The sequence below is a fragment of the Paratractidigestivibacter sp. genome (genome assembly GCF_963660155.1).
Taxonomy (GTDB): Bacteria; Actinomycetota; Coriobacteriia; order Coriobacteriales; family Atopobiaceae; genus Paratractidigestivibacter.
The window spans coordinates 75,292-88,291 of sequence record NZ_CAVKWG010000006.1 but is presented as its reverse complement, the minus strand read 5'-3'; the positions used below and the strand labels follow the sequence as shown (position 1 = coordinate 88,291).

At 63.2% G+C, this 13,000-nt stretch carries 12 protein-coding genes; 10 read left to right on the top strand and 2 right to left on the bottom strand.

The window, feature by feature from the left end:
- Positions 1–306: 306 nt before the first annotated feature.
- On the bottom strand, positions 307–1,035 hold the full coding sequence (locus U5709_RS00710; protein WP_321972539.1) for an HAD family hydrolase: 729 nt from the start codon (positions 1,033–1,035) through the stop codon (positions 307–309).
- Between the two features lie 271 nt (positions 1,036–1,306).
- Here U5709_RS00710 and rpsA point away from each other — a divergent pair, with 271 nt between their 5' ends.
- The 9 genes from rpsA to U5709_RS00665 all read left to right on the top strand — a co-directional run bounded on the left by rpsA (position 1,307) and on the right by U5709_RS00665 (position 11,483).
- On the top strand, positions 1,307–2,506 hold the full coding sequence (gene rpsA, locus U5709_RS00705) for a 30S ribosomal protein S1 (RefSeq protein WP_321972116.1): 1,200 nt from the start codon (positions 1,307–1,309) through the stop codon (positions 2,504–2,506).
- Positions 2,507–2,765: 259 nt separating this feature from the next.
- The gene (locus tag U5709_RS00700) at positions 2,766–4,412 is read left to right on the top strand and encodes an ABC transporter substrate-binding protein (protein ID WP_321972115.1); all 1,647 of its coding nucleotides are present in this window, start codon (positions 2,766–2,768) and stop codon (positions 4,410–4,412) included.
- A 118-nt stretch (positions 4,413–4,530) separates the two neighbouring features.
- Positions 4,531–5,466, top strand: a complete 936-nt coding sequence (locus tag U5709_RS00695; RefSeq protein WP_321972114.1) for an ABC transporter permease — start codon at positions 4,531–4,533, stop codon at positions 5,464–5,466.
- Positions 5,466–6,419, top strand: a complete 954-nt coding sequence (locus U5709_RS00690) for an ABC transporter permease (RefSeq protein WP_321972113.1) — start codon at positions 5,466–5,468, stop codon at positions 6,417–6,419. Before U5709_RS00695 ends, U5709_RS00690 begins: the two co-directional genes overlap by 1 nt.
- Positions 6,420–6,433: 14 nt before the next feature.
- Entirely contained in the window at positions 6,434–7,513 is a 1,080-nt protein-coding gene (locus tag U5709_RS00685; protein WP_321972112.1) for an ABC transporter ATP-binding protein, read from the top strand.
- A 2-nt stretch (positions 7,514–7,515) separates the two neighbouring features.
- Positions 7,516–8,544: a dipeptide ABC transporter ATP-binding protein gene (locus tag U5709_RS00680; protein ID WP_321972538.1), complete on the top strand. Its 1,029-nt coding sequence runs from the start codon at positions 7,516–7,518 to the stop codon at positions 8,542–8,544.
- A 67-nt stretch (positions 8,545–8,611) separates the two neighbouring features.
- Entirely contained in the window at positions 8,612–9,853 is a 1,242-nt protein-coding gene (gene pepT, locus U5709_RS00675) for a peptidase T (protein WP_321972537.1), read from the top strand.
- 29 nt (positions 9,854–9,882) lie between these two features.
- Positions 9,883–10,956, top strand: coding sequence for a M20/M25/M40 family metallo-hydrolase (locus U5709_RS00670; protein WP_321972536.1), 1,074 nt, complete (start codon positions 9,883–9,885; stop codon positions 10,954–10,956).
- Between the two features lie 95 nt (positions 10,957–11,051).
- Positions 11,052–11,483 (top strand): zinc ribbon domain-containing protein, encoded by a 432-nt coding sequence (locus U5709_RS00665; protein ID WP_321972108.1) that lies wholly within the window; start codon positions 11,052–11,054, stop codon positions 11,481–11,483.
- A 218-nt stretch (positions 11,484–11,701) separates the two neighbouring features.
- Here the strand turns inward: U5709_RS00665 and trhA are convergent, their stop codons facing one another.
- On the bottom strand, positions 11,702–12,373 hold the full coding sequence (trhA, locus tag U5709_RS00660) for a PAQR family membrane homeostasis protein TrhA (protein ID WP_321972107.1): 672 nt from the start codon (positions 12,371–12,373) through the stop codon (positions 11,702–11,704).
- 72 nt (positions 12,374–12,445) lie between these two features.
- On the opposite strand from trhA, the gene U5709_RS00655 reads away from it, so the two are divergent.
- Positions 12,446–12,907 carry a hypothetical protein gene (locus U5709_RS00655; protein ID WP_321972106.1) on the top strand — a complete coding sequence of 154 codons (462 nt, stop codon included), beginning with the start codon at positions 12,446–12,448 and terminating at the stop codon, positions 12,905–12,907.
- Positions 12,908–13,000 lie beyond the last annotated feature (93 nt).

Genomic DNA, 13,000 nt, shown 5'->3' with positions numbered 1-13,000 from the left:
ACGCGGGCTCCTTTCCGGACACCAAAGGTGTCCAACTTTGAGTCCGCGGTCCCCCCTTCAAGTAGAGCGCGTTCTGCGCCCGACAAAACCGCAGGTAGACGGGCTGCCCGAGATTCGGCTACTCGGACTGCGCGCAAAAAACTGCTGCCATCCCCGATTTTTATTCGCGAGGTGCCTCCTCGCGTCACCGGCGGGCGTATTATGCGGCAGGTCGTCGGCCGTAACCAGCATTGGGGACAGTCCCTTTTGCAGGTCTTGCTCGTACTGGCCAGCGAAACCTGCAAAAGGGACTGTCCCCAATGCTGGTCAGGCGTTCGCCTCGTCGATGATGCGCGGCAGCGCCTCCGCGAGGTCCTCCATGTGTCCGCTCCAGATGGCCCGCGAGGGGCGGGCGTGGCCGATGTAGATGGTCCTCAGGCCGCAATCGGGGTGGGCGAAGTCGCGCTTCGCGTCGTTTCCGACCATGAGGCACTCGGAAGGCGAGAGGCCGAGCTTTCCGCAGAACTCCTCGTAGTAGCCGGCCCAAGGCTTGGTGCGCGTGGAGTTCTCGGCGCAGCTGACCAGCGCGAAGTCGCTCTCGACAAAGCCCGCCCAGCCCATGCGCGCCCGGTCGCACGCGGCCGAGACCACGGGGTTCGTGGCGAGCGCGCAGGTGAGTCCCAGGTCGTAGACGGCCTGGACCGCCTCGTGGGCGCCATTCTTGGGCTCGGCGCGAACCATGCCGCCGCCGAGGTGGGGCACGTAGTTCTCCTCGTAATAAGAGATCATGTCCGCAATGACGGGGTCGTCCAGCGGAATCTTCGTCTGCTTGTAGATGATGGAGTTGATGAGCTGCGCGTTCGTCAGGTGGTCGCGGCGCTTCTCGCCCTCCGCGGCGAGCCATGCGCGCGCATAGGCGCTCATTATGTTCACGCGGGGCTTCCCGCTCGCGCGCGCGAGCAGCCCCGAGACACCGTTGACGTAGCGACTGAGGAACGCCGTGAGGTTGAGCGAGAGCAGGGTGTCGTCCATGTCGAAGAGAACAGCCTCTATCATGTAAGGCGCGCCTTTCAGGTGATACGATGCGTCTGGGCCGCGAATCCATGGCGACCCTGCGTAGAAACTAAAGTTACCCCAAATAATGCCTTGATAAACCGGCTGGTTTAACGGTAATCTAAAGTGCGTGTGGGCAAAGGACCTGCACAACCGTATCTGTTGGCCCCCGAGAGCATGCAAGTTTCCACGTAGACGCCGCGATTATTTTCAATTGGCACTGCAGGCAGCGACCATGACGACCGGGGCCCCGTAGTTCGAAAGGGGTCCACCTTTGAGTGAGATTCAGAACTCGTCCATCTTCGCCATGGATGACATTTCCGACGAGGAGATGAACAACCTCATCGACGGCACCGTCACCGATTTCGATGAGGGCGACCTGGTCACCGGCACCGTCGTCAAGATCGAGCGCGACGAGGTCCTGCTTGACATCAGCTACAAGTCCGAGGGCGTCATCCCGTCCCGCGAGCTTTCCATCCGCAAGGACGTCAACCCTGCCGACGTCGTCGCCATGGGCGACGAGATTGAGGCTCTTGTTCTCCAGAAGGAGGACAAGGAGGGCCGCCTCGTCCTGTCCAAGAAGCGCGCCGAGTACGAGCGCGCCTGGAACGCCGTCGAGGCCAAGTTCCAGTCCGGCGAGACCGTCGAGGGCGAGGTCATCGAGGTCGTCAAGGGTGGCCTGATCCTCGACATCGGCCTGCGCGGCTTCCTGCCCGCCTCCCTCGTCGACCTCCGTCGCGTCAAGGACCTTACCGCCTTCATGGGCACCCGCATCGAGGCCCGCGTCATCGAGATGGACCGCAACCGCAACAACGTCGTGCTTTCCCGCCGTGTCGTGCTCGAGGAGGCCCGCAAGGCCGAGCGCCAGGAGATCCTCTCCAAGCTGCAGGTCGGCATGCGCCTCAAGGGCACCGTCTCCAGCATCGTCGACTTCGGCGCCTTCGTCGACCTCGGTGGCATCGACGGCCTGGTGCACATCTCCGAGCTCTCCTGGAACCACGTCAACCACCCCTCCGAGGTCGTCAAGGTCGGCCAGGAGGTCGAGGTCCAGGTGCTCGACGTCGATCTGAACCGCGAGCGCATTTCCCTCGGTCTCAAGCAGACCACCGAGGATCCTTGGCGCACCCTCGTCAAGAAGTACCCGGTCGACGCCATCGTCGAGGGCAAGGTCACCAAGCTTGTCACCTTCGGCGCCTTCGTCGACCTTGGTGACGGCGTCGAGGGCCTCGTTCACATCTCCGAGATGGCCAAGACCCACGTCGACCAGCCGTCCCAGGTCTGCACCGTGGGCGACACCGTCCAGGTGAAGGTCATGGAGATCGACCTCGACCGTCGTCGCATCTCCCTCTCCATGAAGGCCGCCGCCGAGACCCTCGGCACCGAGGTCGAGGTCAAGCCTCTCCCCGAGTCCGTGAAGCCGGCTGAGGCCGAGGAGGCCCACGAGGCTGAGGCCGAGGAGACCGTCGAGGAGTAAACGCCCAGGCTTCTTCGCTGGTTTTGAGCGAAACTGAGGGCCGCCCGCCGTGCGTGGGCGGTCCTTTTCGTTCTAATTTTGTGTGTAAATATGTCTAGGAAGGGGTTGCTCTTACCGTTCGCGGGCAGGTGAGCGGCAGTTTCTGTTAATGCCTGTTAAATACTGCTCTGTGCACGTAAACCCCCCTTAATAATATCCGGGCGCCCAAATTCTTTGTTTGGTCTGGGCGCCTGCTCGCGCGCAATAGGGAAGGGCGCGCATGACACAGAAAGGTACGCTCATGATGGAATCCATCTCTCGCCGCAACTTCGTTAAGGGTGGGCTCGCCTCTGCGGCCGCGGCCGCTCTCGCCGCCTGCGGCGGCTCCGAGGGCTCCAGCTCCCAGTCCGGCCCCACCAAGAAGGTCCTTCGCTGGGGCCAGTCCAACGCCAAGCTCGGCCTGGACATGCAGAAGTCCACTAACTCCGGCTCCTCTGCCATCTCCGAGTCCATCTTCGAGGCCCCGCTTCGCTGGACCGAGGATAACGAGCTCGTCACCTGCCTCCTCACCGAGGTCCCGGCCTTCGAGTCAGACGGCCTCACCCTGCACTGCACCCTCAAGGACGGCATCAAGTTCCACGACGGCACCACGATGACTGCCAACGACGTGAAGTACACCTTCGAGCGCATGTTCACGCCGGCTACCGCCGCCAAGTCCACCTACATGTACGACAAGATCGTGGGTGCTACCGAGATGCTCGCCGGCACCGCCACCGAGCTCACCGGCCTCACCGTCGAGGACGACACCCACTTCACCTTTGTGCTGACCGAGCCCATGAGCTCCTTCGTCTCCAACCTCGGCATCTCCTACGCCCAGATCTTCCCGAAGGACGCCTGCGAGGCCGCCGGCGAGAACTGGGGCTGGGGCACCAACTGCATCGGCTCCGGCAAGTACAAGGTCGCCTCCAACGACGACACCACCGAGATCGTCCTCGAGAAGTTCGCCGACTACCACGACGGCGAGCCTGCCCTCGACGAGATCCAGATCACCTACTACGACGACAACAACACCAAGCTGATGGCCTTCAAGAACGGCGACATCGACTGGTGCGACCTGTCCGCCGACATGCTCGAGCAGTACAAGAACGACGCCGACGTCAAGGACTGCATCACCCAGTACGAGACCCTGGGCGTCCAGTTCGTCAACCTGAACCTCAAGGAGGGCCAGGGCCTCGAGGACGTCCGCGTGCGCCAGGCGCTCTCGCTCGCCATCAACCGTCAGGAGCTCGTCGACACCACCTTGTCCGGCTCCGGCACCGTTGCCGGCTGCTGGCTCGCCCCGCAGACCCCCGGCCACGACTCCAGCGTCACGATCGACTACAACGTCGAGAAGGCCAAGTCCCTCATGGCGGAGGCCGGCGTCTCCAACCTGTCGCTGACCTGCAAGACCCGCACCGGCATCTACCAGAAGTACATGACGGTCATCCAGTCCTACTGGAAGGAGATCGGCGTCGACCTTGACGTCCAGATCGAGGACAACGGCGTCTGGTCCTCCGACTGGGCCGACGGCAACCTGCAGGTTACCGCCCTTGGTTGGTTCCCGCTGTTCGCTGATGCCGACAACCACATGTACACCTACTTCTACAGCGAGAACGCTGCCAAGAAGTCCTCTTTCTACAATAACGCCGAGGTCGACGAGCTGCTCAAGCAGGCTCGCGTCTCCCAGGACCAGGACGAGCGCGCCGAGCTCTACAAGCAGGCCGATCACATCATCGTCCACGAGGACTGGGCCACCATTCCCCTGTACTGGCCGAAGAACGCCTTCGTCGCCAAGTCCTACGTCAAGAACGCCAAGGTCGGCAACCTGATCTACCACTTCTTCGACCTCGACGTCGACACCACCGACCCCAACTACCCTGCTGCGTAGCTCGGTCAAAAGCTAGTTTCGGGCGCCCCGCGAGCGCAAAGAGCGCAAGCGGGGCGTCCCCGCATTTGAGGGGCGCGGCGCAGGGCATATGTGCAGCCGCGTAAGAAAGGAGCAGGCGATGAGAGACTTTCTCATCAAGAGGATCTTGTTGGCCATTGGCGTGATTCTCGCCATCTCGGCCATCACGTTCTTCGTGCTCAACATCGTGCCGGGCGACCCCGTGCGCGTCATGGTGGGCGAGATGGCCGACGAGGCCACGATTCAGCGAATTCGCGATCAGATGGGCCTCAACAAGCCCATCCTCGAGCAGTTTGGCAACTGGCTGCTCAACATGCTGCAGGGTGACTTCGGCACCTCCTACACGCAGCGCAAGTCCGTGACGATGCTCATGGGCCAGGCCTTCGGCGTCACCGCACGTCTCGCCGGCTTTGCCTACCTCTTTGCGCTCATCCTAGGCCTTGTCGTCGGCGTCGTTGCCGCCGTCAACCACGGCCGTGCCCTTGACCGCATCCTGATGTCGCTTTCCATCTTCGGCATCTCGGCCCCGGCGTTCTGGATGGCCGTCATCCTGCAGATCGTCTTCGCCCTGACGCTCAAGTGGTTCCCGCTCTCCGGCATCAAGACCTGGCAGGCCTTCGTGCTTCCCACCTGCGCGCTCGGCATTCGTTACGCCGCCTCCATCGCCCGCGTCACCCGCACCTCCATGCTCGAGGTTCTCTCGCAGGACTTCATGCGCACGGCCGAGGCGAAGGGCGTCAAGAAGTGGGCCATCATCTTGAAGCACGGCCTGCGCAACGCCCTTATCCCCATCATCACCATCGCGGGCACGCAGCTGGGCGATATCTTCACGGGTTCTATCCTCATCGAGTCCATCTTTGCCATGCCGGGCATGGGCAAGCTCCTGCTCGACGCCATCAATGCCCGCGACCTGCCCCTCATTCAGGGCGGCGTCATGTACATCGCACTCATCTGCGTCGTGGTCTACCTCGTCGTCGACATCCTCTACGCCGTGGCCGACCCGCGCATTCGTTTGGGAGAGGAGGCGGCTGAGTAATGGCTCTCTTTTCTAGCGACAAGAACGACAGGCGCACCCAGGAGGCTGAGCGCGTGGCCACCGAGGCTACCGCGGCCATCGCGGCCGAGAAGGCCGCAGGCAAGAAGCGCGCCCAGAGCTACTGGGCCGTGAGCTGGAACATCTTCAAGAAGAACAAGCTGGGCATGGTATGCCTTGTGGTGGTGGCACTTCTTGTGCTCGTCGCCATCTTCGCGCCGCTGCTGGCACCCTACGATCCGGATGCCCAGGAGCTTACCAACATGCTCAAGGCGCCGAGCGCCGCTCACCTCTTCGGCACCGACGAGTACGGCCGCGACCTGCTCTCCCGCGTCATCTACGGTTGCCGCATCTCGCTTTCCGTCGGCGTGGTGTCCCAGGCCATCGCGCTTCTCATCGGCTTCTTCGCCGGCGTGTGCGCAGGCTACTTCGGCGGCAAGGTCGATTCCGCGATCTCCTTTGCGATCCAGGTCTTCTCGAGCTTCCCGTTCCTTCTCTTCGCCATCGTCGTGATGTTCGCCATGGGCCCGGGCCTCGTGAACCTCTACGTGGCTCTCGGTCTTCTGGGCTGGACGTCCACGGCGCGTCTGGTGCGCGGCGACGTCATGCGCCTGAAGGGCTCCGAGTACATCCAGAGCTGCATCCTTTCTGGCGGCAAGCCCATGCGCATCATCCTCAAGCACCTGCTGCCCAACTGCATCTCCACGCTCATCGTGGTCTCCACCCTGGGCATCCCCAGCGCCATCCTGTCCGAGGCCTCGCTGTCGTTCCTCGGCCTTGGCGTTCAGCCTCCCATGAGCTCCTGGGGCCAGATGATCAGCGCCTCGCAGCCCTACATCCAGACCTGCACCTACTACTCCGTCATCCCCGGCATCGCCATCATCATCACGGTCATGGCCTTCAACCTGCTGGGCGACGCCCTACGTGACGCACTCGACCCCAAAATGCGCTCCTAGGGAGGGAGAAGATAATGTCTGAAACCAACGTCTCCCTCAACGAGGAACTTCGCGACGAGGCCGAGGAGCTCACCCGCGAGCAGGTCGCCATCGCCGAGAACGCTGAGGTGCTTCTCGACGTGGACGACCTCTCGGTCACCCTCTTCACCGAGGACGGCGCGCTGCCGGCCATCCGCAACCTGAGCTTTGTCATGCGTAAACGAGAGACCCTGGCCGTCGTTGGCGAGTCCGGCTGCGGCAAGTCCATGACGGCACTTTCCATCATGGGCCTGCTTCCCCAGCCGCCCGCAAAGATCGTCGGCGGCTCCATCAAGCTCGAGGGAACCGACCTGGCCAAGCTCTCCCGCGACGAGATGCGCGACTTCCGCGGCTCCAAGATCGGCATGATCTTCCAGGAGCCCATGACCTCGCTCAACCCCGTCATGCGTGCCGGTCACCAGATCCGCGAGGGCATCTTGGTCCACAACCCCAAGATGAGCAAGGCCGACGCCGACGCCCGCGCCCTCGAGATGATCAAGCTCGTGGGCATCCCCGCCCCCGAGAAGGTCTTCAAGAGCTACCCGCACGAGCTCTCCGGCGGCATGCGGCAGCGCGTCATGATCGCCATGGCCCTTGCCTGCGAGCCCGCCCTTCTCATCTGCGACGAGCCCACCACGGCCCTCGACGTCACCATCCAGGCGCAGATCCTGCAGCTCATCGACAACATGCGCGAGAAGCTCGGTACCGCCGTCATGCTGATCACGCACGACATGGGCGTCGTGTCCGAGATGGCCGACTGGGTCGCCGTCATGTACGCCGGCCACCTGGTCGAGTACACCACCGCAGGCGAGCTCTTCACCAACCCCAAGCACCCGTACTCCATTGGCCTGATCAACTCCATCCCCTCGATGGACGACGCCGTGCAGAAGCTCTATGCCATCCCCGGCAACGTGCCGATGCTCGACGAGCTGCCAACCGGCTGCCCGTTCCACCCGCGCTGCCCGTACGCCAAGGACATCTGCCGCACCGAGTGCCCGCACGTCAAGCCGCTTGACGGCGACGAGCACCACACCGTGGCCTGCTGGAAGTTCGACGCGCAGAAGTGGGGGGAGTAGCCGTGGCCGAGACCAACGAGAAGAACGACGTGGTGCTCAAGGTCGAGCACCTCACCAAGCACTATCCCATCAAGAAGGGCGTCTTTGGCAAGGCCAACGCCTACGTGCACGCCCTCGAGGACGCCTCCTTTGAGGTCCGTCGCGGCGAGACCTTTGCCATCGTGGGCGAGTCCGGCTGCGGCAAGTCCACCACCGGCAAGTGCATCCTGCGCCTGACCGAGCCCACCTCCGGCGAGGTCTGGCTTGACGGCGAGGACTTCACCAAGCTCAAGGGCGAGGAGCTCACGCGTGCCCGCCAGAAGATGAAGCTCATCTTCCAGGACCCGTACAGCTCGCTCAACCCGCGCATGACCGTGGCCGATATCATCGCCGAGCCCATCGACATCGCCGGTACCTACAAGACCCGCGAGGAGCGCGACGCCCGCGTGGAAGAGATCATGCAGGCTGTCGGTCTGGACCTTGCGTTCAAGTATCGCTACCCGCACGAGTTCTCCGGTGGCCAGCGCCAGCGCATCGGGATCGCCCGTGCCATCGTGCTGGAGCCCGAGATCGTCGTCTGCGACGAGCCCGTCTCCGCCCTTGACGTGTCCGTGCAGGCCAAGGTCATCAACCTGCTAGAGGAGCTGCAGGAGAAGCTTGGCCTCTCCTACATCTTCATCAGCCACGACCTGTCCGTGGTCAAGCACATCTCCGACCGCGTGATGGTCATGTACTTGGGCCACACGATGGAGCTCGCGGGCAAGCAGGACCTCTTCGACGAGCCGCTGCACCCCTACACCAAGGCGCTTCTCGACGTCATCCCGCGCATCCGCCACGAGCGCATCCAGGACAAGAAGATCCTGCAGGGCGACGTTCCCAGCCCCACCAACCCGCCCGCCGGCTGCGTCTTCCACACCCGCTGCGCCCAGTGCATGAAGGTCTGCTGCGATAAGGCGCCCGAGATGCGCGAGGTCAAACCGGGGCACCATTGCGCTTGCCACCTCTTTGACGAGGGCCTGACCGACGACGAGAAGAGCCCGGTCAGCATCTAGTAACATAGGCGCGTAGACTCATGACGCAGGGAGCCTGGCTTCCTGCGTCTTTTGATGGAGGTAGGACATGAGCGACGTTTTGGACAGGTTCATCCGCTACTGCGAGGTGCCCTCGCAGTCCGACCCGCTGACGGCGGACAAGGTGCCCTCCACGGCGTGCCAGTTCGACATCGCCAACGTCATTGCCGAGGACCTGCGCGAGCTGGGAGCCCTGGACGTTGAGGTTGACGAGCACGCCTACGTGACGGCCCACTGGCCGGCCTCTGCGGGCGCCGAGGACAAGCCCACGCTGGGCTTCTGCTGCCACATCGACACGGCCTGGCAGAGCTGGGGCAGACCCGTCCATCCCGAGGTCAAGCACTACGAGGGCGGAAAGCTCGTCATCGGAGTTGGCCGCGATGGCCGCGAGGTGGCCGTCTCCCCTGAGACCAACCCGGGCCTTGCCAACATGGCGGGCTATGACATCGTGACAACTGACGGAACGTCGCTTCTGGGCGGCGACGACAAGGCGGGCGACGCCATGGTCGTCTCGCTGCTCGCGCGCCTGAAGGCGGACCCGTCGCTGCCGCACCCGCGCTTGGCGCTCTCCTTTGTGCCCGACGAGGAGATCGGCCACGGCGCCGCCCTTCTCGACCTGGAGAAGTTCGGGGCGGACTTTGGCTATACCATCGACGGCGGGCCCCTGGGCGAGTTCTGCTACGAGACGTTCAACGCCGCCGAGGCCAAGGTGGTGGCGCACGGCCTCTCCTGCCACACCGGCACCGCCAAGGGCATGATGATCAACGCGTCGGAGGCCCTCATGCGCTTCCACCAGATGCTTCCCGCTGAGCAGCGCCCGGAGTTCACCGAGAACTACGACGGCTTCTTCTACCTTGAGCGCATCAACGGCAACTGCGAGGAGGCTCAGGCCGACTACATCATCCGCGACCACGACCAGGAAAAAGTCGAGGCCCGCAAGCAGATGATGCAACAGGCCGTCGAGATGGTGAACCTCCAGATGGGGGAGGGCACGCTTGAGATCGAGATCCGCGACCAGTACCACAACCTGGCCGATGTGGTGACCCGCCCGGAGTATGCGCACCTGATCGACAACGCCCGCGCCGCCTATGCGAGCATCGGCCAGGAGATGACCTGCATTCCCATGCGCGGCGGCACCGACGGCAGTCAGCTCTCCTTCCGCGGCTTTCCCTGCGCGAACCTCTCCGCGTGCTACTACAATGCCCATGGCGTCCGCGAGTTTGTCCCCGTGCCCGAGTTGGAATCCATGGTGGACATGCTCCAAGAACTTGTTTCGTTGTACGCGAAGTAATTAGTTCTCTTATAGAGAAAGGTACTGACATGGACCTTCAGCTTGAGAGCATCGACCCTGCGTGGCTGACCGAGACCCTGCGTGAGTGCGTCGAGGTGGACAGCCCCGTGGGCTACTACCCCGAGATCCACGAGTGGCTTCGCGACATCGTGGCCGAGATGGGCTACGAGATGTACGTTGACAACAAGGCCACGGCCTACGTGCGCGTTGCCGGCGCCGACTCCAGCAAGACCGTCCTTATCGGCGCCCACCTGGACTCCATCGGATTGATTGTCCGCGGCTTCAACGACGACGGTACCCTGCGCGTCCGCCAGCTGGGCGGCATCAACTACCCCAGCATCGAGGGCGAGACCTGCACTGTTCTGTGCCGCGACGGCCGCGCCCTTGCCGGCCAGGTCATCTGCGACAAGCACTCCGTCCACGTCTTTGAGGACGCCCGCACCGTCGCCCGCGACGAGAACAACATGTCCGTGAGCCTGGTGGCCGACGTCAAGAGCCCCGAGGACGCCCGCGCGCTGGGCGTGACCGAGGGCGCCGTCGTGGGCATCGACCCGCACTTCGAGAGCTTCGACAACGGCTACGTCATCAGCCGCCACATCGACGACAAGGCCGCCGTGGCCGTCCTTCTCGACGTCCTGCGTTGGCTCAAGGACTCCGGCAACACCCCGGCCTATGACACGCTGTTCGCCTTCCCCATCTACGAGGAGATCGGAAACGGCGGCACCTACGTGCCCGGGGGCGTTGACGAGTACGTGGCCGTGGACATCACCCTCATCGGCCCGGACTACGCCTCCGACGAGCACTGCTGCGCCGTCATTGCCTCCGACGCCAAGGGCCCCTACGACTGGGACCTTACCAATACGCTGATCGCCTGCGCCGAGGAGGTCTGCGACCCCAAGAAGTGGAACACCCAGGTGTGCTTCCACTACTCCACCGACGCCAACGCCGCCTACCACATGTCCCAGGACCTGCGCGCGGCCGCCTTTGGCATGGCGTGCCTGAACACCCACGGCCGCGAGCGCTGCCACATCGACGCGCTCGTCGAGACCGAGAAGCTCGCCCGTGCCTACGTGATGGGCTTCGGCCGCCAGACCGCCGAGTAGCTTTCCGGGAACTTGGGTAGATAAGAAAACGTGACTTGTTGGCGCGGTCCGTGCGGCCGTGCTTCTTTGTGAAAGGACGAAAGGATTTTGACCCTATGGCAAATGGTGATTGGAAGCAAAAGGTAAGCGAGGCGCAACGCCGCGCCGTCGAGTGGATGCGCGGCCGTCGCGGAGCCGACGATATCGTGTATGCCTGTATCTACCTGGCGTTTATTCTTGGTGTGATCAACATCTTCGCGCATTGGGCGTGGATGTCGTGGCTTGCGCTCGCGCTTCTGGTGTACGGGCTTTTCCGCATCCAGTCCAAGAATCTCGCGGCGCGCTCGCGCGAGAACGAGTCGTTCCTCAAGGCCATCGGGCCGCTGCGCCCCTGGCTGCAGAACCCGAAGGCCGCGGCGACGGAAGCCAAGCAGTTCAAGCATGTGAAGTGTTCTCACTGCGGGCAGAAGGTGCGCGTGCCGAGGGGCAAGGGCCGGCTGAGGGTTACTTGTCCTAAGTGCAGGGAGAAGTTCGAGGTTAAGTCGTAAGGCATTCTCATCTGTGTGGCGCAAGAAACCCCGCGCCTTTACTCCGTCCTCAAACAATCCCGGCTCGCACGGACGTGACATTAAGTCACGTCCGGCTCGTGCGGAACTGGGGGCGGAGCAAAGGCGAGGGGTTTCTTGCGTCGCGGGTTGGGACCTTGACCCACGTCATCGCGGGGCAGGAGGAGGGAAGTGTGTTGCGCGCTGCGCGCGCCCTTGGGTTAGAGGACGAAGATGAGGGCGGAGAGGGTTATGCAGATGCTTCCCGCCAAGGTGAACAGGTGGAAAACAAAGTGCAGGTAGGGGACCTTTTTTGGGATGTAGAAAATAGCCCCTACGGTGTAGCTTAGCCCGCCGGCAAGAAGGAGCCAGAAGGCGGGCCTGGGCAGCACCGCCCAAAGCGCCGGCAGCTTGAAGATGACGACCCAGCCGAGCAGCACGTACAGAAGCGCGGTCAGCCACTTGGGCTGGCGCTCGCGCAAGAAGCACTCGGCGACGATGCCCGCGAGCGCCACGGCCCACACAGCAACGCCCAGCCAAAGGCCGCCTTCGTTTGCCAGCGCGACGAGCGCGAACGGGGCGTAACTTCCTGCGATGAGCAGGTAGATGCCGCAATGGTCGAGCACTCGGAACACGCGCTTGGCGCCCTCGGGCGCAAGGGCGTGGTACAGCGTCGAGAAGAGGTACTCGACCATAAGGCCGATGCCCATGAGCAGCGCCGCCACTAGGCGCACCCCGCCGCCGTGGCTCACCGCGCGAACGATGAGAAGCACGAGCGCCGCGATGCTGAGCGCCGCGCCCACGCCGTGGCTCACGGAATTGGCGATCTCCTCGCCCAGTGTGTATCTGCGGATGCTGTGCCCCTTGCCGGACATGGCCTTTGTAGTGCTCATTCGTTGACCGCCCTTGTCTATACTAGTCTTTTGCCTAAAGAGCTTAACCCATCGCCGCTGAGGAGATACGTCATGAAGAAATCCACGTTCATCGCGAATGTTGTCGTCTGGGGCATCCTCGCCGCAGCCTCCATCGCCTTTTTGATCTGGGCCAACTCCGTGAACAACGAGTTCGATGAGAACAGCATGCTGCTCGTGGCTGCCGTTTACGCGCGACCGGTCGCCGCGTTCTCCGTCGGTGCGCTGATCACCACCGTGTTGGTCAACTTCTTCAAGTTGAAGCTCGGCCGCACGGCAAAGATCGTGTGGCGCGTCCTGGGCATCGTCCCGACGCTGCTCTTCGCGGTCTCGCCCTTCGCGATCCCGTACCTGCCCGAGCAAGCCGCAACGGTCTTCGCCGTTACCCTGATCGTCGCCATGGCGATACCGGTTCTCTTCGTGCTCTTCGGCGCGCTTTACGGCCTCTCGCTCGCCGGGCTCAAGCCGGCCGAGGGTGAGGCGGGCGAAGATCGCGGGGCCGAGGCCGCCGAGTAGCCCTTCTTCTGGGAAGAAATCAGGGATGGCGGCAGTTTTTTGAAGGACGCTCGAGTATAGAAGCAATCGCCTCCGACAAACGTGCAGGTAGAT